This window comes from Lysobacter sp. K5869, assembly GCF_018847975.1.
In the GTDB taxonomy this organism is placed as follows: Bacteria; Pseudomonadota; Gammaproteobacteria; order Xanthomonadales; family Xanthomonadaceae; genus Lysobacter.
In genome coordinates this window covers 923,135-945,243 of sequence record NZ_CP072597.1, presented here as the reverse complement: position 1 = coordinate 945,243, position 22,109 = coordinate 923,135, and the positions used below count along the sequence as shown (strand labels likewise).

The 22,109-nt window shown below is 71.2% G+C and carries 23 protein-coding genes; 8 read left to right on the top strand and 15 right to left on the bottom strand.

Translation table 11 applies throughout. The features are described from left to right. Positions 1-82 precede the first annotated feature (82 nt). Genes J5226_RS04040 through J5226_RS04025 form a run of 4 tightly spaced genes read left to right on the top strand, consistent with a single transcriptional unit; the run spans position 83 to position 2,970 of the window. On the top strand, positions 83-949 hold the full coding sequence (locus J5226_RS04040) for an alpha/beta fold hydrolase (protein WP_215838579.1): 867 nt from the start codon (positions 83-85) through the stop codon (positions 947-949). Further along, on the top strand, positions 946-1,305 hold the full coding sequence (locus J5226_RS04035) for an EamA family transporter (RefSeq protein WP_215838578.1): 360 nt from the start codon (positions 946-948) through the stop codon (positions 1,303-1,305). The genes J5226_RS04040 and J5226_RS04035 overlap by 4 nt, the downstream gene beginning before the upstream one ends. Next, a complete protein-coding gene (locus J5226_RS04030; RefSeq protein WP_215838577.1) occupies positions 1,302-1,760 on the top strand; it encodes an EamA family transporter in 459 nt (152 codons plus the stop codon). Before J5226_RS04035 ends, J5226_RS04030 begins: the two co-directional genes overlap by 4 nt. After that, the gene (locus J5226_RS04025) at positions 1,741-2,970 is read left to right on the top strand and encodes an aminotransferase class I/II-fold pyridoxal phosphate-dependent enzyme (protein ID WP_215838576.1); all 1,230 of its coding nucleotides are present in this window, start codon (positions 1,741-1,743) and stop codon (positions 2,968-2,970) included. The genes J5226_RS04030 and J5226_RS04025 overlap by 20 nt, the downstream gene beginning before the upstream one ends. 641 nt (positions 2,971-3,611) lie before the next feature. Here J5226_RS04025 and J5226_RS04020 read toward each other — a convergent pair. Next, the gene (locus J5226_RS04020) at positions 3,612-4,466 is read right to left on the bottom strand and encodes an arginase family protein (RefSeq protein WP_255322989.1); all 855 of its coding nucleotides are present in this window, start codon (positions 4,464-4,466) and stop codon (positions 3,612-3,614) included. Positions 4,467-4,479: 13 nt separating this feature from the next. Continuing rightward, positions 4,480-5,595, bottom strand: coding sequence for a peptidogalycan biosysnthesis protein (locus J5226_RS04015; RefSeq protein ID WP_215838574.1), 1,116 nt, complete (start codon positions 5,593-5,595; stop codon positions 4,480-4,482). A 113-nt stretch (positions 5,596-5,708) separates the two neighbouring features. On the opposite strand from J5226_RS04015, the gene J5226_RS04010 reads away from it, so the two are divergent. Both J5226_RS04010 and J5226_RS04005 read left to right on the top strand, forming a co-directional pair. Further along, a complete protein-coding gene (locus J5226_RS04010; protein WP_215838573.1) occupies positions 5,709-5,975 on the top strand; it encodes an acyl carrier protein in 267 nt (88 codons plus the stop codon). Positions 5,976-6,023: 48 nt separating this feature from the next. Continuing rightward, positions 6,024-7,238: a beta-ketoacyl-[acyl-carrier-protein] synthase family protein gene (locus J5226_RS04005; RefSeq protein WP_215838572.1), complete on the top strand. Its 1,215-nt coding sequence runs from the start codon at positions 6,024-6,026 to the stop codon at positions 7,236-7,238. A 337-nt stretch (positions 7,239-7,575) separates the two neighbouring features. Here the strand turns inward: J5226_RS04005 and J5226_RS04000 are convergent, their stop codons facing one another. The 13 genes from J5226_RS04000 to J5226_RS03945 form a co-directional block, all read right to left on the bottom strand. Beyond that, entirely contained in the window at positions 7,576-9,033 is a 1,458-nt protein-coding gene (locus J5226_RS04000; protein ID WP_215838571.1) for an aminotransferase class III-fold pyridoxal phosphate-dependent enzyme, read from the bottom strand. Beyond that, positions 9,030-9,740: an MtnX-like HAD-IB family phosphatase gene (locus J5226_RS03995; RefSeq protein WP_215840314.1), complete on the bottom strand. Its 711-nt coding sequence runs from the start codon at positions 9,738-9,740 to the stop codon at positions 9,030-9,032. Before J5226_RS03995 ends, J5226_RS04000 begins: the two co-directional genes overlap by 4 nt. A gap of 126 nt (positions 9,741-9,866) precedes the next feature. Further along, complete coding sequence (locus tag J5226_RS03990; RefSeq protein ID WP_215838570.1) at positions 9,867-10,847, bottom strand: SDR family oxidoreductase; 981 nt, start codon at positions 10,845-10,847, stop codon at positions 9,867-9,869. After that, positions 10,844-11,746 (bottom strand): hypothetical protein, encoded by a 903-nt coding sequence (locus J5226_RS03985; protein WP_215838569.1) that lies wholly within the window; start codon positions 11,744-11,746, stop codon positions 10,844-10,846. Before J5226_RS03985 ends, J5226_RS03990 begins: the two co-directional genes overlap by 4 nt. Beyond that, the gene (locus tag J5226_RS03980) at positions 11,743-12,975 is read right to left on the bottom strand and encodes a cytochrome P450 (protein WP_215838568.1); all 1,233 of its coding nucleotides are present in this window, start codon (positions 12,973-12,975) and stop codon (positions 11,743-11,745) included. The genes J5226_RS03985 and J5226_RS03980 overlap by 4 nt, the downstream gene beginning before the upstream one ends. Further along, positions 12,972-15,635, bottom strand: a complete 2,664-nt coding sequence (locus tag J5226_RS03975) for a PEP/pyruvate-binding domain-containing protein (protein ID WP_215838567.1) — start codon at positions 15,633-15,635, stop codon at positions 12,972-12,974. The genes J5226_RS03980 and J5226_RS03975 overlap by 4 nt, the downstream gene beginning before the upstream one ends. Before the next feature lie 5 nt (positions 15,636-15,640). Further along, positions 15,641-16,285: an isoprenylcysteine carboxylmethyltransferase family protein gene (locus J5226_RS03970; RefSeq protein WP_215838566.1), complete on the bottom strand. Its 645-nt coding sequence runs from the start codon at positions 16,283-16,285 to the stop codon at positions 15,641-15,643. Then, positions 16,282-16,710, bottom strand: coding sequence for a nuclear transport factor 2 family protein (locus tag J5226_RS03965; protein ID WP_215838565.1), 429 nt, complete (start codon positions 16,708-16,710; stop codon positions 16,282-16,284). Before J5226_RS03965 ends, J5226_RS03970 begins: the two co-directional genes overlap by 4 nt. Beyond that, a complete protein-coding gene (locus tag J5226_RS03960) occupies positions 16,698-17,768 on the bottom strand; it encodes a ketoacyl-ACP synthase III family protein (RefSeq protein WP_215838564.1) in 1,071 nt (356 codons plus the stop codon). The genes J5226_RS03965 and J5226_RS03960 overlap by 13 nt, the downstream gene beginning before the upstream one ends. 2 nt (positions 17,769-17,770) lie before the next feature. Next, positions 17,771-18,520: an AfsA-related hotdog domain-containing protein gene (locus J5226_RS03955; RefSeq protein ID WP_215838563.1), complete on the bottom strand. Its 750-nt coding sequence runs from the start codon at positions 18,518-18,520 to the stop codon at positions 17,771-17,773. Positions 18,521-18,903: 383 nt separating this feature from the next. Next, positions 18,904-19,032, bottom strand: a complete 129-nt coding sequence (locus tag J5226_RS25305) for a hypothetical protein (protein WP_255322988.1) — start codon at positions 19,030-19,032, stop codon at positions 18,904-18,906. A 215-nt stretch (positions 19,033-19,247) separates the two neighbouring features. After that, positions 19,248-20,015, bottom strand: coding sequence for a LytTR family DNA-binding domain-containing protein (locus J5226_RS03950; protein ID WP_215838562.1), 768 nt, complete (start codon positions 20,013-20,015; stop codon positions 19,248-19,250). Then, positions 20,012-21,145 carry a histidine kinase gene (locus J5226_RS03945; RefSeq protein ID WP_215838561.1) on the bottom strand — a complete coding sequence of 378 codons (1,134 nt, stop codon included), beginning with the start codon at positions 21,143-21,145 and terminating at the stop codon, positions 20,012-20,014. The genes J5226_RS03950 and J5226_RS03945 overlap by 4 nt, the downstream gene beginning before the upstream one ends. Positions 21,146-21,349: 204 nt before the next feature. Between J5226_RS03945 and J5226_RS03940 the strand changes: the two genes are divergently transcribed. Both J5226_RS03940 and J5226_RS03935 read left to right on the top strand, forming a co-directional pair. Beyond that, complete coding sequence (locus tag J5226_RS03940) at positions 21,350-21,715, top strand: hypothetical protein (RefSeq protein WP_215838560.1); 366 nt, start codon at positions 21,350-21,352, stop codon at positions 21,713-21,715. Between the two features lie 140 nt (positions 21,716-21,855). Further along, positions 21,856-22,101, top strand: coding sequence for a hypothetical protein (locus J5226_RS03935; protein ID WP_215838559.1), 246 nt, complete (start codon positions 21,856-21,858; stop codon positions 22,099-22,101). Positions 22,102-22,109: the final 8 nt, after the last annotated feature.

The following is a 22,109-nucleotide window of genomic DNA, read 5'->3' as shown; positions in this document are numbered from 1 at the left end:
CCAGGCTGGCGACACTGGCCATTCCGGCTAATGGGCCGCCCGGCAGCGCCGGCGCGGCCGCGGCACAGCGACCCAGGTCTCGATGATCACCAACGCGGAATTCCACTTCGAAGGCGGGCGCGACGGCGTGCTGCTGATTCACGGGCTCACCGGCACGCCGCACGAGATGCGCTTGCTCGGCAAGGGGCTGCAGCGGGCCGGGTTCACGGTGTACGGGATGCAGTTGGCCGGGCATTGCGGCGACGAGGCCGATTTGCTGGCGACGGATTGGCGCGATTGGTACGCGAGCGTGGAGCGCGCGGCCGACGAATTGCGTGGGCGGGTCGATCGTTTGTACGTGGCCGGGTTGTCGATGGGCGCGCTGTTGTCGCTGATGTTGGCGGCGCGGCGGCCGGGTTGGGTGTCGGGCGTCGGCGTGCTCGGCGCGACCTTCCGATACGACGGGTGGAACATGCCGGCGATCGGGCGTTTGTCGTTCCTGTTGCCGCTGTTCAAGCGCCTGGGCATCGGCCGCGGCCGCAGTTTCCAGGAAGAGCCGCCGTACGGGCTGCGCGACGAGCGCATCCGCGCCCAGGTCAGCGGCGCGATGCTCGGCGGCGACAGCGCGGCGGCCGGGTTGCCGGGCAATCCCTGGCATTCGCTGGCCGATCTGTATTCGCTGTCGGCGCGTGTGCGCCGGCAATTGGGCGAAGTGCGCGCGCCGTGTCTGGTCGCGCACGCCACCGAAGACGATGTCGCGCACGTGCGCAATGCGCATCTGGTCGCCGACCGCGTGTCCGGGCCGGTGGAACTGCTGTGGTTGCGCGATAGTTACCACATGATCACCCTCGACCGCGATCGCCGCTTGCTGATCGAACGTTTGGCCGGCTTCTTCCAGCGCGTCGGCGACGGCCGCGCGGTCGGCGCCGAAGCCGAAGCAGGCGCCGACGCGGCGGCGCGCGCGGCATGAACGCGCTGGTGTGGTCGCTGTGGACCGCGACGGTGTTGCTCGACACCGGCGGCCAGCTCGCGTTCAAGGCGGCGGCGGGCGATCCCGAGGCCGGCGACGGTCTGGCGCGCTGGAAGCACATGCTGTCGCGCCCCTGGCTGTGGATCGGCGGCGCCTGCTACGTCCTCGAATTCCTGGCCTGGATCGCGTTCCTGTCGCTGGTGCCGCTGGGCCGCGGCGTGCTGCTGGGCTCGATCAACATCGTCGCGATCATGCTCGCCGGGCGCTGGCTGTTCGGCGAGAAGCTCACGCCGTGGCGCTTGGCCGGCATGGGCCTGATCGGCGCCGGCGTGGCGATGGTGGGAGCCGGCGCATGAAGCGGTTCTATCTGATCGGCTTCGCCCTGCTGATGGGCTTCGACACGCTCGCCCAGCTCAGTTTCAAGCATGCCGGCGCCGGCGCGTTTCCGCCCGAGGCCTCGGTGGAGTGGCTGCTGCGCCTGCTCGCGCAGCCGTGGCTGTACGGCGCGCTGCTCGGCTACATCGGCGCGTTCTTCACTTGGATGAGTTTGCTCAAGCACGCGCCGATCGGGCCGGCCTTCGCCGCCTCGCATCTGGAAGTGGTGAGCGTGCTGGCGCTGTCGGCGTGGCTGTTCGGCGAACGCTTGAGTTCGCTGCAAATCGCCGGCGCGGCCGCCATCGTCGCCGGCATCGTGTGTCTGGCGATGGGCGAGCCCGACGATGCCGAATCCGGCAGCGAGCGCGCCGCGCAACTGGCCGTGGGCGCCGAACGCAAGGACGCGGGCGAAGCCGATGGCGGCGCCGCGCACTGAGCTGCCGCCGACGGCGGGCCTGCCGCTGCGCTGGCGCGATTTCGCGCCGACCGCGGCGCCGCCGCTGGCGCCCGCGTTGGCGCGTTTGCTGGAACTCGACCGCGGCGCGGCCACGCTGACCTGCTCGGGCACGGCCGCGCTGGTGCTGGCGCTGAGCGCGCTCAAGCGGACCAGCGCGCGGCGCGAGGTGATCGTGCCGGCCTACACCTGCCCGTTGGTGGCCATCGCGGTCGCGCATTGCGGTTTGACGCTGCGGCTGTGCGATACCCGGCCGGGCCATTTCGAGATGGATCCCGAGGCCTTGGCCGCGCTGTGCGGCAGCCAAACGCTGGCGGTGGTGCCGGCGCACCTGGGCGGACGCTTGGCCGACTTGAGCGCGCCGCTGCGGTTGGCGCACGCCGCCGGCGCGTGGGTGATCGAAGACGCGGCGCAAGCGCTGGGCGCGCGCCACGCCGACGGCACGCCGGCCGGCGCGGCCGGCGATCTGGGCATCCTGAGCCTCGCCGCCGGCAAAGGGCTGAGCATTTTCGAAGGCGGCGCGTTGATCGCGCACGATCTGGTGCTGCGCGCGGGCATCGCCGAACTGGCGCCGCAGGTGCTGCCGCCGTCGCCGGCGTGGGAGGCGCGGCGCTGCATCGAGTTGATCGGCTACGCCTTGTTCTACGGCCCGCGCGGCTTACGCTGGGTGTACGGCCGGCCGCTGCGCAGCGCCTTGCGCCGCGGCGACGACGTGGCGGCGGCGGCGGACGGATTTCCGCTCGACATCCCCTTGCATCGCGTGAGCCGGTGGCGCCAGAACATCGGCGCGCGCGCCGCGGCGCGGTTGCCCGCGTTCCTCGACGCTGCGCGCCAGCGCGCGCTGGCGCGCAGCGCGCAGTTGCGCGGGATCGAAGGCGTGCAGGTGCTCGGCGACCGTCGCGGCGAACGCGGCACCTGGCCGACCCTGACGCTGTTGTTCGCCGACCCGGCCGCGCGCGACGCGGCGCTGGCGCGTCTGTGGGGCGCGGGCCTGGGCGTATCGTGGCCGTTCGTGCGCGCCTTGCCGGATTACGACTACCTGCGCGGCACCGTGCCGTCCGCGCCGACGCCCCACGCCGCCGATTTCGCCGCGCGGGTGATGGCGATCGGAAACAGCGAGTGGCTGGACGACGAAGCGTTCGCGCAGATCGCGCGGGTGCTGCAGGAAAGTTGCCGGCAGCCGGGTGGCTGAGGCGTCTGGACGAACCGGCCGAAGCCTCTGTAGGAGCGGCGTAAGCCGCGACCGCGCCATTACGGCTACGTCGAAAGTTTCGTCGCAGTTGCGGATTCGCAGTCGCGACTCGTGTCGCTCCTACAGCCAGAAACGAACCGGCCGAAGCCCCTGTAGGAGCGACGCAAGTCGCGACCGCGCCACTACGGCCACGTCGAAAGTTTCGTCGCAGTTGCGGATTCGCAGTCGCGACTCGCGTCGCTCCTACAGCCAGAAACGAACCGGCCGAAGCCCCTGTAGGAGCGACGTAAGCCGCGACCGCGCCACTACGGCCACGTCGAAAGTTTCGTCGCAGTTGCGGATTCGCAGTCGCGACTCGCGTCGCTCCTACAGCCAGAAACGAACCGGCCGAAGCTCCTGTAGGAGCGACGCAAGTCGCGACCGCGCCATTACGGCTACGTCGAAAGTTTCGTCGCAGTCGCGGATTCGCAGTCGCGACTCGCGTCGCTCCTACAGCCAGAAACGAACCGGCCGAAGCCCCTGTAGGAGCGACGCAAGTCGCGACCGCGCCATTACGGTTACGTCGAAAGGTTCGTCGTAGCTGCGAATCCGCAGTCGCGACTCACGTCGCTCCTACAGTCGGAAACGAACCTCCCGCCGCCTCACCCCAACGCCGCCAACAACCGCAGATTCACCCGATGCTGCTGCGCCTGCCACAACCGCAGCGCATCCGCATCCGGCGCGCTTTGCCCGTCGGCCGCGGCCAAAGCGCGTTTCCACCACTGCGGATACGCAGCGATGGAAATCTCGCCATTGACATCGCTGGCGACGATGCGCGGGCGCAGGCGCGCGACCGCGGCGAGCAGCGCGTCGGCGCGCATCTGGCCTTGATCCCAGTTGGTCATCGCGTCCTCGGGGCGCAGTACGTCCTTGTCGATGCTCAGGTAAATCGGCTCGCCGCTGCGTTCGATCTCGGCCAGGAACGCGTCGAGCGCGGCGTCGACGCTCGCATGCGCGCGCACCGCCGCGCCCAGGCCCAGCCAGCGCGCCCAGCCGACCGCGACCTGGCTCGACCAATAACGCAGCTTGCCGCGATACAGCGGGCGCAGCCGGTTTTCCCAGGCGTGGCCGGCGCCGATGTCGGTCGAGGTGATGCCGACCACGTGCACGCAGGCGACCTGCGGCAGCGCCGCCACGCGCGACACCCACGAGCCGCAGTGGATCGCGAAGGGAAAGCGCATGTTGTCGGGGTGGTTGTCGAACACCACCACCTGCAGGCGGCCGTGCGCGCGCGCGGCGCGGCGGATCAGCGGCAGGCTCAAGTGATGGAAGTCGCCGCTGCCGAGGAACACGCAGCCGTGGCGCGCGGGCAGGGCGTCGTCGACCGCTTCGCCGAAGCGCGCCAGCGCGCGCCGCGAGCAGGCGAAGCGCAGGCGGTCGTGCCAATCGCGAAAGTCCAGGCGCAGCGCGCCGGGCAGCGCGCCGACCGAGGCGTCGAGGTCGAGCACGACCGGCATGGATGCGGACGAGTCAGGCGCGGCCGGCGGCATCGGCGCTCTCCCGTTCGTCGTCGGCCGGGGCGGCGGCCGCCTCCAGCACGCTGCGGTCGGATTCGAAGAACTTCGACACCCGGCGCAGGATCGCGCGCAGCAGCGGATTGCGCGCATACACCGCGTGGCGGGTGAACGCGAAGCGCGCGCCGAGCTGGCGCTTGACCTGCGGGTCGGTCCAGCCGGCGACGTAAGCGTCGAGGTCGCGGCGCAGCGCGTAGTCCAGGTTCTCGAACCAGCTCAGCGCATAGAGATTGTGCTCGCGCGCTTGCGGATAGAGCAGGCCGATGTATTTGTCCACGAGCATGCCGGCGTGTTCGTAACACAGGTTCCAGCCGATCATCTCGCCCTGGTGCCGGTAGACGAACACCACGCCGCCGCTGTCGCCGTCGCGCAGCAGGGCGCGGAAGTAGTCGCGGCTGAGCAGGTCGAAGTGGATGTCGCTTTGCGCGTAGACGTTGAGGTACAGCGCGTAGAACGCGTCGATGATGGCGTCGTCGGCGAACTGCGGCGCGCCTGCGGCGAGCGTCTCCACGCTCAGGTCCGCGCGCGAACGCAGCTTGCGCCGCAGGTCGCGGCGGCGCGAGCGCGACAGCCGCGCCAGATAGGCGTCGATGGAATCGAAATCGATCGGCACCCAGGCCAGTGCCTGACCTTCCAGCAGCACGAAGCCTTCCTGCGCCAGCGCCTGGGCGAACGCCGCGGCCTGGCGGTTGGCCTCGACCGGCAGCAGCGGCGATTCGTCGGGCAGGTCCTTGACGATCAGCAGCGGGCAGCGCCGGCCCTGTTCCTCGCGCAGGCGCCGCGCCAGCGCGGCCGGGTCGTCGCGGCCGGGCAGCGGCGGCAGCCACAAGTACTCGGTGTTGGTCGCGCCGATGAAACGGGTGCGCAGACGCAGCCAAGGGCGCCATACTGACTGCCCCGGCCAGCGCTGCACCCGCCGCAGCAGTTCGGGTTCGGCCGTGGTCAGCAGGTCGAACGGCGCGGTGAAGGCGGGCAGGCCGCCGCCGGCCAACTCCGCCGCGAAGCCTTGCGGCGGGTGGGCGAGGAAGTGGCTGAGCAGCCGCTCAGGTTCGAGTCGGGTTACGAAAGACATGTGCAAGGTTGGCCGGCTAGAGTCCGGCTTTGGTAGGCCGGGCCCGGCCGCGTCGCGCGCTCGGGCCGGCCCGCCGGAAGCGAGCCCCCGCAAGCGACACCAGGAGCGTCAGCATGAACGAATCCGTCGAACGGCAGTTGTACGAAATCATCGCCAAGCAAAGCGGCATCGATGTGGCGACGATCACCCCGCAGTCCACGCTCAAGGATCTCGGCGTCGATTCGCTGACCGCGATCGAGACCATCTTCGAGATCGAAGAACACTTCGGCGTGACCTTGCCCGACCGCGACCCCAATTTCGACACCGACTCGGTCCAGGGCCTGTTGACCGCGTTGCAGCAGGCGCTCGACAGCGCCGCGGCGGCGCCGGGCGCGGCCTGAGCCGGCCGTCGCGCCGCCCCGATTCGATTCCGTCCGCCGGAGACCCGGATGCGTAGAGTAGTGATCACCGGCATGGGCGCGATCAACGCGCTCGGCCACAACGCGGCCGACACCTGGCGCGAAATGCTGGCCGGCCGCAGCGCCATCGGCCCGATCCAGGCGGTACCGGCCGAGAAGCTGCGGGCCAAGGTCGCCGCCGAAGTGCGCGATTACGACCCCGCCCAGCACTTCGACGACAAGCGCCTGCCGATACTGGACCGCACCTCGCAGTTCGCGGTGATCGCCGCGCGCGAGGCGGTGCGCCAGTCGGGCATCGACTTCGACCAAGGCGACCTGCGCGAGCGCAGCGCGGTCATCGTCGGCACCGGCGTCGGCGGCGAGACCAGCCACGACGAAGCCTTCCGCCGCTTGTACGGCGACAACAACCCGCGCGTGCATCCCTTCACCATCGTGCGGGTGATGGCCAACGCGCCGGCCTGCCACCTGAGCATCGAATTCGGTTTGACCGGCCCGGCGTTCGGCGTGGTCAGCGCCTGCGCCTCGTCCAATCACGCGTTCTCGCAGGCCTTGCAGACCATCCGCGCCGGCGGCGCCGACGTGGCCCTGGCCGGCGGCGCGGAAGCCTGCATCACCCTCGGCCTGACCAAGGCCTGGGAAGCGATGCGGGTGCTGGCCGACGACACCTGCCGCCCGTTCTGCCTGCAGCGCCGCGGCTTGGTGCTGGGCGAGGGCGCGGCGATCTTCGTGCTGGAAGAGTACGAACGCGCGCGCCGCCGCGGCGCGACCATCCTGGCCGAACTGGCCGGCGCGGGCCTGTCGGCCGACGCCAGCGATCTGGTCCTGCCGTCGCAGGCCGGCGCGGTCGCCGCCATGCGCCGCGCGCTCAAGGACGCGGGCCTGCCGCTGGAGCGGATCGGCTACATCAACGCCCACGGCACCGCCACGCCGGCGAACGACCCGAGCGAGACCCGCGCGATCCGCGAGACTTTCGGCGCGCTCGCTCCGATCATTCCGATCAGTTCGACCAAGGCCATGCACGGCCACGCGCTCGGCGCGGCCGGCGCGCTGGAGATGGTCGCCGCGCTCGGCGCCTTGCGCGAGCAGGCGGTGCCGCCGACGGCGAACTTCCTCGATCCGGATCCGCAGTGCGATCTGGATTACGTGCCGAACGTGGCGCGCGAGGCGAAGGTGTCGGCGGTGCTGTCGAACTCGTTCGCGTTCGGCGGGTTGAACGCGGTGATCGCGGTGAAGCGGGCGGAGTGAGGCCCGCGCGTCGGCCGGGCGGGCGTTGTCGCTCGCTCGGCCGTCCACGCATTCGATAGGGACAAAGCGGATACGACGGCCGCCGCTGTGCGCGGCGGGTGCGGAAGACGCCGGGAACAGGCCGTCGGTGCGCGTCCGGCCCGAACGCGGGACGTTCGGGCGTTCGGGGCCGCGCGAGCCGCCGGCTCGCAGGCGCAGCCCCTCGCCGCGCGAAGTCGGAGAGGGAAAGACGAACGACGCTGAGGGCAGCGCGCCCTCCCGCCGCGGCGCAACCGCCGCGGCGACCGGTGAACGAGGAAACACGGTCGCCGCGGCCGTCGCGTCCATCGACGGCGGATTACAGCGAAAGCTTGGCGCGGGTGAGCAGCTGATCCAGCAAGGCCAGCGCCTGATCGATCTCTTCGCCGGAAATATGCAGCGACGGCGCCAGCGTGATCACGTTCTTGTAGTAACCGCCCACGTCCAGCACCAGGCCCATCTTCTTGCCGTTGTGCTCCAGCTCGCCGGCCAGGCCGATGTCGCACATGCGGTCGAGCAGCTTCTTGTTCGGAGTGAAGCCGTCGGCCTCGCAGATTTCCGCGCGCAGCGCCAAACCCAGGCCGTCGACGTCGCCGATTTCCGGATGGCGCTTCTGCAGGTCTTGCAGACCGGCGAGGAAGTGCGCGCCGGAACGCATCACCCGGTTCTCGTAATCGCCTTCGGCCAGCATCCGCATCGTCTCCAGACCGACCGCGGTCCCCAGCGGGTTGGAGGCGAAGGTCGAATGGGTCGAGCCCGGCGGGAACACGGTCGGGTTGATGAGCTCTTCGCGCGCCCAGATGCCGGCGAGCGGGTTGAGGCCGTTGGTCAGCGCCTTGCCGAACACCAGCACGTCGGGCTGCACGTTGAAATGCTCGATCGACCACAGCTTGCCGGTGCGGTAGAAGCCCATCTGGATTTCGTCGACCACCAGCAGGATGCCGTACTTGTCCAGCACGCGCTTGAGGCCGGTGAAGAAGTTCGGCGGCGGAATCACGTAGCCGCCGGTGCCCTGGATCGGCTCGACGTAGAACGCCGCGTACTCGCACTGGCCGACCTTGGGGTCCCACACGCCGTTGTATTCGGTCTCGAACAGGCGCTCGAACTTGGCCACGCAATGTTCGCCGTACTCTTCCTTGCTCATGCCCTTGGGGCCGCGGAAGTGGTACGGGAATTCGATGAACTGAGCGCGGTCGAAATGGCCGTAGCGGCGGCGATAACGGTAGGACGAGGTGATCGCCGAAGCGCCGAGGGTGCGGCCGTGGTAACCGCCTTCGAAGGCGAACATCAGGCTCTTGCCGCCGCTGGCGTTGCGCACCAGCTTGAGCGAATCCTCGACCGACTGCGCGCCGCCGACGTTGAAGTGGACGCGGCCCTTGCGGCCCCACTTGTTCTGCGCGTCGACCGCGATGGTCTTGGCCAGTTCGATCTTGGTCGGGTGCAGGTACTGGCTGGCGACCTGCGGCAAGGTGTCGATCTGGCGCTTGAGCACGTTGTTGAGGCGCTCGTTGCCGTAGCCGAAGTTGACCGCCGAGTACCACATCTGCAGGTCGAGGAATTCGGTGCCGGCCGAGTCGTACAGATAGCTGCCCTGGGCGCCGGTGAAGATCTTCGGCGGATCGCTGTAATGCACGGTGTCGCCGAAGGAGCACCAGGTCTCTTCGTCGGCGAGCAGTTCCGCGTCGGAACGCGGCGCGGCGGTGTCGGACAGGTCGGCGGTGTGCGGAGCGACGTCGCGGAAAGCCGCGTCGTCGGCGAGCAGAGCGGAGTGCGTCATGGAGTACGGGCTCGAATCGGGAGGGGGAGGACGGAGACGGTTTCGCGCGGCGCGTCGAGCAGCCCGTCGAGCAGGCTCGGCAGCAGCGCCAGCGCTTCCAGGAAGCCGCCGATCGGCGCATGCGCGATGCGCTGCTGGCGGCAGTGTTCGATCAATTTGGCTTTGGCGAAGACGTAATCGGCGCGCGCGGCGACGCAGAAATCCGACTGGCCGTCGCCGATCAGCAGGTTGGGCAGGCGCGCCGGCGCGTCGCCGGCGACCGCGCACTTGCAGGTGCCGCTGCCGACCCGGCAGTCCTCGCGCGAGTTCGGAAATTCCAGGCGCCAGCCGCGCTCGCCGTCGGCGACCAAGTGATTGGCGATCACCGGCAGCGGCCCCAGCCCGTGGCGGGCGAGGATGCGCTGGATCGAGTAGTCCAGTCCGTCGCTGACCACGGTCAGGCGGCAGCCGGCGGCATGCGCGGCACGCACGAATTCGGGAAACGCGGGGTCGATGCGGATGCCGTCGAGCAAGGCGTCGAGCTCGTCGCGGTCGGCGTCGAGCAGGGCGATCTGCTGGCCCATGCATTCGCGCGACGTGATGCGGCCGGCCTTCCACGCCGCCTCGATCAATTCCCAGCCGGGCCGCGCGTAACGCGCCAGCACGGTGTCGGTGACGTCCTCCAACGCGATGGTGCCGTCGAAGTCGCAAAGGATGTTCCAGCCCAGGCTCATGCACGGTCCTGCGGATAGTCGTTGCCGGCAGCCTAGGGGGCTTTCCTTTCGCAGCCCTTTCGCCGGACGAAAGGTTCGCGCGCGGCGTTCAGGCGGCGCGCGCGGCCGCGGCCGCGCCGTTCAGGCGGGAGCGGACAGGTGCAGGCGCAGGGCGCGATCCAAGGCCTCGGCGGGGTCGCGCGCGAGCAGGTCGTGGCCGATCAGCCCGGCCAAGGCGTCGCTGCGGCCCCAATGCGCCTGGCCGAGCAGTTCCAGTCGCATCGCCCATTGCGTCAGTGACGGACGGCCGGTTCTGCGCAATAGACGCGCATACGCGGCACCGGCCGGGACCGGCAGGCGCCAGCGGCCGGGGTTCAGACCTTGCGCCGCGTCGGCGAGCGCGGCGACGCGCGCGTACGACAGCGGCTGCGCGTAGCCGACATGCAGCGCGCGCGCCCGCGGCGGGCGTTGCGGCGCGAGCAGCGCCAGCCGCAACACGATGCGCGCGTAATCGTCCGCATCGATGAAGGAATAGCGTTGGCGGCCGTCGCCCAGGCGCAGCGGTGCGCGGGTCCAGCGCAGCAGGCCCGGCGCGACGTAGCGGTCGCCGGCGCCGATCACGAAGCGCGGGCGCAGCAGGAACGCCGGTGCGCCCAGCCGTTGCGCGTGTTCGGCGACGAGCCGTTCGGCGCGCAGGCGGCTGCGCGCCAGCGGCGTGTCCGGCGCGGGCGCGGCGTCTTCGTCGATGCCGTCCTGCGCGCCCTGGCCGTACACCGACATCGAACTGGCGTAGACCGCGCCGCGCAGGTTCGGCCCGAGCCGGCGCAGCAAGGCCTCGGTGGCGTCGACGTTGACGGCGTCGAAGCCGCTGCCGTCGCGGTCGATCTGTTTCACCGCCAGATGCACCAGCACGTACGGACGCTCGGGCTCCAGGTCCCACGGCGGCGCGCGCAGGTCGCCGGCGCGCGGGTCCAGCCACGCGCGTGCGGGCACGCGCGCCGGATCGCGCAACAGCGCACGCACGCGCAGGCCCGGCGGCGCGTGCCGGTCGAGCGCGCGCAGCAACGCGGAGCCGAGAAAGCCGCTGCCGCCGAGCAGCAGCAGATCCGGCGGCGGGTTCACGGCCACTGGCCGTGCCGCGAGGCGAGCAGCGCGCCGCCGATGGCGTAGCTGGCGAAACTGGCGAGCAAGTACCAGAGCGCGTACTTCGCTCGCCAGCGCGGCTCGGGTCGACCGAAGCGGATCAACGCGGCCAACGGCAACGCCAGCGGCGCGGCGAGCAGAAGCAATCCGGGCGCGGCCCAGCGCGAGGCCAGCGGCGCGAGCAACAACGCCGTCGACAACGCGGCGAAGCCCATCGCCGCGGCGACCGTGCCGCGCAGCCCGAACGTGCGCACGTAGCTGCGCTGGCCCGGCGCCGGTTCGCGCACGATCTTCTTGGCGAGCTCCGGATGCAGGCTGGCGCAGAACACCACGGCCAGCGCGAGCAGGCCGTAGCCGTCGGGACCGTGGCCCGCCGACGCCAGATAGCCCGCATACAGATACAGATGCAGCAGGAGCTGCCCCGGGCAACTGATCAGCAACGACAGCACCAGCTTGTCGCCGTCGGGCCAGCGCCAGCGTCGATAGACGAACAGCACCAGCAACGCGTACAGCAGCTGCGCGATCAGGATCGGCAAACCGGCGTGACCCCAGTTCAACGCCACCAAGCCCAGCGACAGCAGCGCGTACGCCCAGCCCAGATCGGCCGCGCGCACCGCGCCGCGCGCCAGCGGCCGTTGCGGCTCGTGGATGCGGTCGTAGTCGAGGTCGCGCAAGTCGTCGATCATGCGCATCAACAACAGATCGACCGCCAAGGTCAGCGCCGCCAGCGCGGTCGCGGCGTCGGGGCGCCACGCCGCGCCGCGCGGATCGCACAGCGCGAACAGGCCGCTGACGCCGTACGCCCACAGCAGCGCGATCGACACGGACATCGCCGGCGGATAGCTGCCGGCGACGTAACGGGCGAGCCGCGCGATCATCGCGAGAACCTCGTCGGCAAGCGCCACACGCCGCGCAGGAACATATTGGTGCGCCACGCCAGTTCGGTTTCGGGCACCGCCAGTTCCAGCCGCGGGAAGCGCCGCAGCAGCGCCTCCAGACCGACCTGCAACTCGACCCGCGCATGCGGCGCGCCGAGGCAGACATGGCGGCCGACGCCGAAGCCCATGTGGCGGTTGTGCGCGCGCTCGGGCAGGAACCGGTCGGGCTGGTCGAACACGGCGGGATCGCGGTTGGCGGCTTCGGTCAGCGGCACCACCACTTCGCCCGCGCGGATCGTGCCGCCTTCCAGCGCCACGTCCTCCAGCGCCACGTGCGGCTGCATGCCGGTGGCGCCGAACCAGATCCAGCGCAGCAGCTCTTCGACCGCGGCGGGAATCTTGTCCGGGTCGCGGCGCAGCGCGTCGGCGAGTTCGCGGTCGCGCACCACTTCGTACACGCACAGCGCCAGATGGTTCATCGTGGTTTCGCCGCCGGCCATGAACAGGCCGAAGCCGAGCACGGCGATCTCCTCGCGCGACAGGCGCGTCTCGGGATCGGCGTCGTCGCCGTGTTCGGCGAGCAGGCGGTCGAGCAAGTCGGCGGGCGCATGGCCGGCGTCCAGGCGCGCCTGCTTGGCGTCGAGCAGCGCGGCGAAGTAGCCGTGCATCTCGCGGTGCGCGGCGGCGACGGCGTCGGCGGGGAAACGGCCGGCCGACATCATCGTGTCCACGGTCGGGTGCAATCGATCGACGTCGGCGCGCGGCACGCCGACCAGTTCGCAGATCACCGCATACGGAAACGGCTTGGTGAAACCGGCGACCAGATCGCCCGGCGAGCCTTGCGCCTCGAACGCGTCCAGGCATTCCTCGGCCAGCGCCGCGATCCGCGCGCGGTCGTGCTGCGCGCGATGCGGCGCGAACGCGGCCTGCACCGCCGCGCGCCGGCGGGTGTGCTGCGGCGGGTCGCTGGTGACCAGCGCCAGCGCCTTGCTGTCGCGCGCGAACAAGGTGCCGCCGGCCCAGGCCTGACGGCTGAAGCGCGGATCCGACATCACCGTCCTGACGTCGGCGTAACGGGTGACCAGCCACGCCGCGCGGCCGTTGGCCAGCGTCGCCGGCACCAGCGCGCGTTCGCGCAGACGCTGCAGATAGTCGTCCGGCAGCGCGCTGCCGCCGCGGCCGGGAAACGGAAACGATGCGCGCAGGTGCGGGCAGGAGTCGGCGGTCATGCGGATGCGTCCTCGATCAGATGGACCGTGCCGGCCGCGCCGTCGATTTCGATCAGCGCGCCGTCGGGGATCAGGCGGGTGGCGTCGGGCATGGCGACGATGGTCGGAATGCCGAGCAAGCGCCCGGTGATGGCGGTGTGCGAGAGCAAGGTGCCGCGTTCCACCACCAAGCCCTTGGCCGCCATCATCAGCAGCAGCCAGCCCGGATCGGTTTCGCGCGCGATCAAGATCGCGCCGCGGCAAGCGTCGGCGCCGACCGTGGGTTCGAGCACCAGCTTGGCCGGCGCGCGGGCGATGCCGGCCGAGGAGCCCAGGCCGCGCAGGCTCGGCGTTTGCGCCGGCAGCGCGGGGCGCGCGTCCTCCAGCGCTTGCGCCAGCGGCCGGTCGGCGGCGGTGGCGAGCAAGGCCTCGGCCGGCGCGGCGGCGGCGCAGGCTTCGCGTTCGCGCCGCCGCAACGCGGCCAGCGCGCGCAGATCGGCGCCGGCGAGCGCGCCGTCGTACGCGCCGAGCACTTCGTCCACGCGCAGGTCGCGCACGTCCTCGGCGCGGTCGAGCCGGCCGGCGCGCTGCAGCGCGTCGCCCAGGCGCCACAGCGCGTCGCGCGACAGGCCGTAGAGCTGGGTGCGGCAGAAGCGGGTGTCCTCGCGGATGGCGAAGTACTCGCGCATGCGCGCGGCCAGCCGCGCCAGGATCGCGCGCTTGAACGGCGAGGGACACGCCGCGCGCAGTTCCTCGCGCGCCCGCGCCGCGGCGCGTCGCTCGTCCTGGGCCAGGCGCTCCGCGCTCAGGCCTTGCTCGATGTAGGAGCGCAGCGTGTCCAGCAACATCCACGGCCGCTGCCGCGGCGTGGCTTCTTCGAGCTTGAGATCGTGCAGGGCGCGGTCGCCGTAGCGGTGCAGATACGCCTGCGCCTGCCGCGCCAGCTCGGCGCCGTAGCGCTGCGCGCACAGATCGCGCCACAGCTGGGCGAGATCGCCGCCGCGGTCGAGCAGCGCGGCTTTGAGCTGCGGCTGCGCGGCGCAGCGCTCGGCCAGCGCGACGGCTTCGCGCACCGATTGCAGCGAGCGGTTGCTGCGCCCGCCGATCAACAGGCCGGCGAGCAGGCTCGGGTCGGCCTGGGTCCAGCGCGCGAGCAGGAACTTGAGCGTTCCCAGCTCGAACAGCGCGTACAACGAATTGGTGAGGGTCACGCCCCAGCGCAGCGACACCTGCGCCCACAGCTGGCGATAGAAGGCGACCAGTTCCAACGGCGAGCGCGACGGCAAGTCTTCGGCCTGCGCCATCGACTCGTCCCACCACGCCAGGAACTCGCGCACCTGCCGCGCGTGCTTGCGCCGGCCCCACAGCGCGGCGGGCAGCGCGCGCCAGGCTTGCGCGCGGGTCCAGCGCGGCGCGTCGCGGGCCGGGCCGGCCACGCCCATCGCGTCTTCCCACAACGGCCGCACCAGTTCGAACACCGGCATTTGCCCGTGCAAGGCGTGCCACGCGTCGAGGCGGTAATAGACGCGGCCGTTCAAATAGCCGACCAACTGCTCCAGATGATGGCGATGGCGGTCGAAGCGTTCGGCCGGCACGCCCATGCGCCGGTACAGATCGCCGAACGCGCGCCGGTAGAACTCCTGCGCCTGCGAAAACGTCAGCGCGCCGGAAATGCCGGGATAGCTCTCGGTGATGTTGTGGTTGCACCAGTACAGCGGCGGCTGCGCGCGCGGCGCGGCGGCCAGCGGACGCGCCTGGACCAGATGCACGCGGCCGTCGGCGTCGATCGCGCCTTCCACGTCCTGCGGCGGGCCGAAGAAGGTTTCCACGCGCAGCGCCAGATCGGCGATCTCGCGCGCCAGGGCGTCGTCGAGCACCGGCGCGGCGCGCAGCGCCGCGGGCACCTCGGCCACGGCGAGGCCGTCGTCGCCGGCCGCGCCCGCAGCGTCCGCGCGCACCAGCATGCGCCGCTTCTCGACCAGCTCGGCGCCGACGCCGCCGGCGTCGACGAAGAAATGGTCGATGTCGGCTTTCTCCTGCACCACGCCTTCGCCGAGTCCGTGCGCGGCGGCGATCACCACGCGCCGCGCGCCGTCGCGCGGGTCGCGGGTGAAGGCGACGAAGGCGCGCCGCGCCCGCACCATGGCCTGCACGCCCACCGCCACCCGCGCGCCGCGCGGGTCGAGCCCGCGCCACACGCGGTAGCGCACCGCGCGTTCGGTGTAGGCCGAGGCCCAGCACGCGGCCACGCGCTCGCACAGCCGCGCGCGGCCGACTTCGAGGAAGCTGTCGCTCATGCCGGCGAACGGATCCTGGGCGCTGTCTTCGCCCTGATCTTCGCGCCCGTCGGCGGCGACCACGCAGGCGCGCACCGCGACCAGCGCGTCGGCGCCGAAGCGCGCGTCGAACTCGGCCAGCAGGCGTTCTTGCCAGTGATCGGGCAAGGGCTGCGCGCGCAACGCGGCGGCCAGCGCCGCGCACTGCGCTTCGGCGTCGGCCTCGTTGGCGTCGAGGCCGATGCGCGCCAAGCTCAAGGCATGATCGAACGCGGACGCGGGCAGGCAGAAGAAGTCCGGCACGCGCAGCCCGGCTTCGATCATGCGTTGCTGGCGCGCGAACTTATGGCCGACCTGGGCGGCGTCGCGCGCGGCCGCGCCGGACAGCAGCGGGAGATCGTGCACGACGCTCACCACAGGCCCGGCCACAGACGCGGAGTGCGCGCGGCGTACTCGGCATAGCCGGGCATGTCGAGCAAGGCGCGTTCCTCGACCCGGATGCGCCAGATCACCGCGGCGAACAGCAGCGCCAGCGCGGCGCCGCTGAGCGCATGCGCAAAGCCCAGCACCAGGCCGACGTGCGCGGCGAGCATGCCCAGATACGCCGGATGGCGGATGAAGCGGTACGGCCCGCTGGTCACCGCGACCTGATCGCTGCGGCGGGCGACATGGTGGGTGTAGAAGCGCCCGAGCGTCTTGATCGCGATTTCGCGCAAGGCCACGCCGCCGACGAACAACGCCAGCGCGATCCAGCCCAGCCACGGCGTGGCGGCCGCGGCGGCGAGGCCGCAGGTGGCGATGGTGGCGATGCGCGCCAAGGCGTACGGCACCAGCGTGCGCGCGTCCTTCAGCGCGGTCGCGCCTTGGAAGGTCACCGGAATCTCGTACATCATCCAGGCGAAGTACGCGCCGAGCAGCAGCAACGCCGGCAACGGCGCCTGCGCGCGCCACTGCGCGTACGCGCCGGCCAGCAGCGCGGCCAGGGCGAGGAAGAACAACACGCGCGGCGCGTGCAGCAGGCGCCGCGATTGCGAGGGGCTGAGCGAAGCGTTCATGCGAACCATCCGGCCGGGGGCGTCAGGGCCGCGTCGAAGGCGGCGTGGAAGTACTCGTGGAAGCGGCGGCAGCGGCCGTCGCCGGCGAATTCGAGGACGAGGCAACCCGCGGCGGTGCGCGGCGCGCCGGTGTCGGGCGCGCGCAGCACGCACCACCACTCCACGCTCGCGCGCAGGCCGTCGCATTGCGGCGGGCCGAACCAGAACTGCGGCCGTTCGGCCTGACGCGCCAGCGTCGCCGCCCAGTGCGCGCGGATCGCGTCGCGGCCGCGGTGCGGTTCGGAAAACGGCCCGGCGTGATAGCCCGCGTCGTCGGCGAACAAGGCGGCGAAGCCGTCGGGATCGCGCCCGCGCCACGCGCGTTGCAGGCGTTCGAGCCACGCCGCCACATCGAGCGCGGAGGTTTCCGGAATCACGACACCCATCGCGGCGCCTCCTGGATCTCCACCACCGCGCACGCCACCGCGGTGGACGCGCCGTTGGCGGTCATCAGCACGCGATCGCTGCCGCGCAACTGGCCGCTGGCGACCAGATGCTCCAGGCCGACCAGCGCGTCGCAGGCGCCCAGATGGCCGAGTTCGCGGCCGAATTCGAGCAGGCCGCGCGCGGGGTCGATGCCCAAGGGTTCGAGGAATTGCTGCACATAACGCTCCGTGCCGGCGAAGACGTGGACCACGCGGGCGATGTCCTGCGCGCCGACGCCGGCTTCGTGCAGGGCTTGCTTCGCCAATTCGATGCGCGTGGCGTTGATCAGTTCGAGCGCGGCGGATACGCCGCCGGGGCGGCGCCGTTCGTATTGCTCGAAACGCGGCCCGATGCGCAGCGGATGCTCGGCGCCGAGTTCGGCCGGGAACAGCGGCGCGTCGCCGCGATAGGCCTCTTCCAGCGGCGAGAGCGTGCGCGAGACCACGCTGAGCACTTGCGCGAAACCGCCGCGATTGCTCAGCAGCGCAGCCGCGCCGGCATCGCCGAGCACCGAGCCGCGCGCGGTGCGGCGGTTGCGCGCGTAGCGCCAGCGGAACGTGGGATCGCGGCCCAGGCCCGGGTCGTAGCCGAAGTTGTCGGCGCAGGTCAGCAGCACGTCGCGTTCGCCGTCCTGCATCAGCCACGCCGCCGCCAACTCCAGGCCGGCGAAAGCGCCGGTGCAGCTTTGGTGCAGTTCGATCGCGCGCACGCCGCGGCCGATCAGCTGCCGCTCCAGCCACGCTTGCGGCGCCCAGAAATGCGGGCCCTGCGGCAGCACGCAGGCGTGCAGCAGCAGATCGACGCCGGCGCTGCCGCGGCCGCCGCGCGCGAGCGCGACGCGGCCGGCGTTGAGCGCCAGTCGCAGCGGCGACGCGTCGCCCGCGTCGCAGGCGCCGGTCCAGCCGTCGACGACGTAGCTTTCGGCGTCGTACCAGCCGCGCGCGACCGCTTCCTTCGCGCTGAGCGCGGGCGGCAGACAAGCGCCGAGCCCGGCGATGTATAGACAGGGCGGGCGCACGCTCAATCCACCGCCGCCGGTTGCGGGAACTGGCGCAGCGCCGAACGCGCGTGACGTTCCTCGACCGACTCCAGCGCGCGCTTTTCCAGCGCGGCGAATTCCAGCGACGCTTCGGCCGAGATACGCTCGCATTGCATCACCGCGATGTCGCCGCGGAATTCCAAGCGCCGGCCGCGCGGCGCGCCCAGCGGCAGCAGCGAGCATTCCAGTTGCGAATCCAGCGGCACCAGAAAGCTGAGGAAGCGCGTGTTCCAGCTTTGGATCATGAAACCGCAGTCCGGTCCCAACGATTCCAGCGCGCCGGAAGCGACCACCGAGGCCATCGCCATCTGCCGCATCGCCTCCAGGATCACCATGCCGGGCACGTGCCAGCCCGAGGCGTGGTCGAGCAGCAATTCGTTGTCGTCGTCCACGCGCAGCCGGGCGCGGAAGCGGCAGTCGCCGAGCGCGCTCAGATCGCTGATCAGCACGTTCTTTTCCAGATGCTTGTGCACCTGCGCGCGCGAGGCTTTGTGCGGCTCGTCGCCGCGCACCAGATAGCGGCGGGCGAGGCCGCGGCGCTGCAGTTCCTCGCGAAGATAGCGCGCGTCGTAGGCGCTGATGCCTTGGCCCAGGTGCAGTTCGCAGGGCTCGCCGTCGGCGCCGCGGCCGCCTTGACGCAGCGAGGACACGAAACCGGACAGGCCGAGCACGTTGTCCGGCATGGCGGGCGCGACGAAGTGTTGGCCGACTAAAAACAGTACGTTGTTCATAGGGTGTCGGAATGCATCCAAAGTCGTTGGAATGCCGCGCGCGTCGGCGCGGTGCCGAGCCCTCGCCGGGCGCGGAGCGAACGCGTCGCCGGGCGGAAGAGGGTGGAAAAACGATTCTCCGCACGCGCTTCGCAGCCGCTGCGACCTCTTTGGGCGGCGGTCGCAAAAATGCGCCCGGGCGCGCGTCGCGATTCGTTTGTGCGATGCGCTTCGCAGTCGCGGCGATGCGCGCGCGAATCGGTCTATTGACGCGAAGTGGTTTTCGCGGTCGCAGCTAGTGCGGAACGCGGGCTCCGACGAGCGGCGCTAGTCGATGAGACGTTCTCGAGGGAGTCGCGGCGTGGCTTCGGCGCGCCATCGCGGTCGCGGCGCGGGCGCGCGGCTCAGCCGCGATCGATATCGAACAGGAACTCGTGCAGAAAGCCGATCCCGAGATAAGCGGCGAGCATCGCCACCGCGGACAGGAGGCAAGTCGCGGCGACGGCGATCCAGGTGAACCTGCGGTCGTTCATGCGCGTCCTCGTCCGTGTGCAGCCACGATAGCGGCGCGCGGCGTGAAGGTCAGCGATGGCGGTCAAGCGCGAAGCGTCGAGGCGGGCGCGTTATGGGGTCGCTCACGGATGCTCACCGGAGTCTTGGGCGCGGTCGAGGGTGTGCGGCGGGCGGAAGGGGGCGGGGTCGCGGCTTACGCCGCTCCTACAGGGAACTCACGCGCAGCGCGGTCCGGTCATTCGTCTCCGCGAACCGTCGCCAAGCGCAGGAAGCTCTCGTGCTGGTAGCGGCTCATGCGCAGGCGGTGGCCGTCGTCCATGGTCACCACGTGATAGCCGTTGAACCAGGGCTGGATGCTGCGCACCCGCTTGACGTTGACGATGGCCGAGCGATGCACGCGGGCGAAGTCGCGCGGGTCCAGGCGCGCGGCCAGCGCGGTCAGGGTTTCGCGCAGCTCGTGCGCGCGGCCGCCGGCGTGGATCTGCACGGTGTTGCGGTTGGCCTTGATCCAGACGATGTCCTCGACCGCGATCAACACCACTTCCTCGCCTTCGCGCACCGGGATGCGTTGCAGGTAGTCGTGTTTCTGCCGCAGCGCGTCCAGCGCCTGCAGGATCTGGCTGCCCAAACCCGCCTGCGCGGCCAGCCGCAGCTTGGCGCGCTGCACGGTGGCAGCGAAGCGCTCGCGGCTGAAGGGCTTGACCAGATAATCCACCGCGTTGGCCTCGAACGCGCGCACCGCGTATTGCTCGTAGGCGGTGACGAACACGGTCGCCGGCATGCGCGCCTCGCCGACCGCGGCGATCACGTCCAGCCCGGTCATCGCCGGCATCTGGATGTCGAGGAACACCAAATCCGGCGCCAGCTGCGCGATCGCGCGCACCGCGCTGGCGCCGTCGCCGCATTCGCCGAGCAAACGCAGCTGCGGGTCTTCGCGCAGCAGGCGCACGATCGCCAGCCGCGCCAGCGGTTCGTCGTCGACCACCAGCACGCCCAGGCTCATGCGCGCGGCGCTCTCGCGGGCGGCGCCGCGCCGGCGGGCACTTCCACGTCTTCGTCGAGTTCGCGCGCCGGCAAGGCGATGCGGCAGGCCACGCCCTGCGGCCACAGCGCGTCCAGGCGCAGCTGCGCGTCGTCGCCGTAGAGTTCGCGCAGGCGCAGGCGGGTGTTGGACAGGCCGATGCCGTGGCCCTGCGCGCTCTCGCCCGGGGTCAGTTCGCTGTTGCGATTGCGCACCTCGATCCGCAGCTGCCCGTGTTCGCGCCGGCAATCGATCTCGACCCGGTCCGCGCCGACCCGGCGGCCGATGCCGTGGCGGATCGCGTTCTCGACGATGGGCTGCAGCAACAGGCTCGGCACCGCGCAATCCAGCGCCTCGGGGTCGGCGTAGATGCGCGCGTCCAGGCGGTCCTGGAAGCGCTTGCGCTGGATGCCCAGGTACAGCTCCAGCAGATCCAGCTCGCGCCGCAGCGAAATCTCCTGGCCGTCGTAATCCTCCAGGAACGCGCGCAGCAACTCGCTCAGGCGCAGCAGCATGTCTTCGGCCGAACGCTGGTCCTCGTCGAGCAAGGTCACGATGGCGTGCAGGGTGTTGAACAGGAAGTGCGGCTGCAGCTGGGTCTTGAGCACCTGCAGCCGCGACTGCGCCAACTCGCGCGCCAACCGGCTCGCTTCAAGTTCGCGCCGGCTCTGCTCGGCGCGCGAGTGCAGCGAATGCTGGATCGCCAGCAGCGCCCAATAGGTCAGCAGGCCGGTGGCGGCGTGCTGGCCGACGAAATAGACCAGCTGCTGAGCGAAGCCGCTGGGCTCGAACAAGGTCGAGACCGCCGAGCCGATCGCCAGCGCCAGCGCGGTCACGCCCACGCTCAGCAGCGCCTGCCGGCCGAGCCCGCGCAGGTTCAGCGGCGAACGCAGCGGATGCCGCGCCGCCAGCCGGAACACCCACGGCGCCAGCGCGGCCCAGGTGAACCACTGGATCAACGCCCAACGCAGATAGTCCCAGAGCGACCACACCTCGGGCCCGACGATCGCGTCGAACAGCATGTGCTGCAGGGCGAAGGCCAGCGCCACCGCCGTCCACAAGCTCAGGTAGCGGCCCAGGCCGATGGAGGTGTCGCCCAATTGGATTTGCATCGGCGCGGCCCGAAATCGCTTCGCCGGCATCGTAAGCGCCGCGGCGCGCGCGGCAAAGCGCGGCCGCCGCGGCGACGATCCGTCCCGCGGCCGCGACGATTCGTCCCGCCGCGCTGGTCGCGCGCGCGCCGGCGCGCTGCGATGTGCGCGAACCCGGCCCCGACCGATCCGCCGGACCGCCCTCGCCGACCCCGGAGACCCGCCATGCCCGCGATCCGCACCGCCGCCCTCGTCCTGGTCGCGCTCGCGGCCGCGTCCGCCGCGCAGGCGCACGCCCGCTACTTCGAGTTGGTCAACCGCGGCGGCGACAGCATCGTCGCGGTCGCCGCGTCCAAGGCCGGCGCCGCGGACTTCGCCGACAAGCCGCTCGGCGCGCCGCTGCGCGGCGGCGGCGAGAGCGCGACGATCGAACTGCCCGGCCCGGACTGCCGCTACGACCTGCGTTTCTCGCTCGCCGACGGCCGCGTGCTGGAGTACGCCGACATCGACATCTGCCGCAGCCGCGGCCTGCGCGTGGCGGCGCCGCCGGCCGCGCGCGCTGTGCCGGATCGGGCGGCGACGAAGCCGTAAGCCGCCGCGCGTCACTGTCCGCGAACGCGCGTTTTGACAGCGCGCGGCGGCGGCGCTAGAGCGGGAGGCAGCGGTCGCGCGCCGCCCCGGCGCGCGACGCTTCCAAGGAGAAGGACATGCGCAAGCTCCGCAGTAAAGGGATGTTCGCCGCCGCTCTGGCCGTGTGTTCGCTGGCGCTGGCCGGCGCCGCGTTGTCGCAGCCCGGCCCGTACGTGGAAATCCGCACCTACACCGACAACGCCGGCAACACGATCGGCATGCAGCTGATCAGCCGCGGCTGCGCCGATCCGCAGCCGCCGGGCTGGGGCGTGTGGAGCGGGGCGTACACCGTCGACCGCGGCCGCTGCTTCGTGATCGCGCCGCCGGGCGGCGGCGAGCAGAACTGACCTCGCGC

What these genes read in the sequence shown, in the direction of transcription:
- J5226_RS04040 (WP_215838579.1), top strand. Translation starts at nt 83, where the DNA reads ATGATCACCAACGCGGAATTCCACTTCGAAGGCGGGCGCGACGGCGTG.
- J5226_RS04035 (WP_215838578.1), top strand. Translation starts at nt 946, where the DNA reads ATGAACGCGCTGGTGTGGTCGCTGTGGACCGCGACGGTGTTGCTCGAC.
- J5226_RS04030 (WP_215838577.1), top strand. Translation starts at nt 1,302, where the DNA reads ATGAAGCGGTTCTATCTGATCGGCTTCGCCCTGCTGATGGGCTTCGAC.
- J5226_RS04025 (WP_215838576.1), top strand. Translation starts at nt 1,741, where the DNA reads ATGGCGGCGCCGCGCACTGAGCTGCCGCCGACGGCGGGCCTGCCGCTG.
- J5226_RS04020 (WP_255322989.1), bottom strand. Translation starts at nt 4,466, where the DNA reads ATGCCGGTCGTGCTCGACCTCGACGCCTCGGTCGGCGCGCTGCCCGGC.
- J5226_RS04015 (WP_215838574.1), bottom strand. Translation starts at nt 5,595, where the DNA reads ATGTCTTTCGTAACCCGACTCGAACCTGAGCGGCTGCTCAGCCACTTC.
- J5226_RS04010 (WP_215838573.1), top strand. Translation starts at nt 5,709, where the DNA reads ATGAACGAATCCGTCGAACGGCAGTTGTACGAAATCATCGCCAAGCAA.
- J5226_RS04005 (WP_215838572.1), top strand. Translation starts at nt 6,024, where the DNA reads ATGCGTAGAGTAGTGATCACCGGCATGGGCGCGATCAACGCGCTCGGC.
- J5226_RS04000 (WP_215838571.1), bottom strand. Translation starts at nt 9,033, where the DNA reads ATGACGCACTCCGCTCTGCTCGCCGACGACGCGGCTTTCCGCGACGTC.
- J5226_RS03985 (WP_215838569.1), bottom strand. Translation starts at nt 11,746, where the DNA reads ATGATCGCGCGGCTCGCCCGTTACGTCGCCGGCAGCTATCCGCCGGCG.
- J5226_RS03980 (WP_215838568.1), bottom strand. Translation starts at nt 12,975, where the DNA reads ATGACCGCCGACTCCTGCCCGCACCTGCGCGCATCGTTTCCGTTTCCC.
- J5226_RS03970 (WP_215838566.1), bottom strand. Translation starts at nt 16,285, where the DNA reads ATGAACGCTTCGCTCAGCCCCTCGCAATCGCGGCGCCTGCTGCACGCG.
- J5226_RS03965 (WP_215838565.1), bottom strand. Translation starts at nt 16,710, where the DNA reads ATGGGTGTCGTGATTCCGGAAACCTCCGCGCTCGATGTGGCGGCGTGG.
- J5226_RS03955 (WP_215838563.1), bottom strand. Translation starts at nt 18,520, where the DNA reads ATGAACAACGTACTGTTTTTAGTCGGCCAACACTTCGTCGCGCCCGCC.
- J5226_RS25305 (WP_255322988.1), bottom strand. Translation starts at nt 19,032, where the DNA reads ATGAACGACCGCAGGTTCACCTGGATCGCCGTCGCCGCGACTTGCCTC.
- J5226_RS03950 (WP_215838562.1), bottom strand. Translation starts at nt 20,015, where the DNA reads ATGAGCCTGGGCGTGCTGGTGGTCGACGACGAACCGCTGGCGCGGCTG.
- J5226_RS03945 (WP_215838561.1), bottom strand. Translation starts at nt 21,145, where the DNA reads ATGCAAATCCAATTGGGCGACACCTCCATCGGCCTGGGCCGCTACCTG.
- J5226_RS03940 (WP_215838560.1), top strand. Translation starts at nt 21,350, where the DNA reads ATGCCCGCGATCCGCACCGCCGCCCTCGTCCTGGTCGCGCTCGCGGCC.
- J5226_RS03935 (WP_215838559.1), top strand. Translation starts at nt 21,856, where the DNA reads ATGTTCGCCGCCGCTCTGGCCGTGTGTTCGCTGGCGCTGGCCGGCGCC.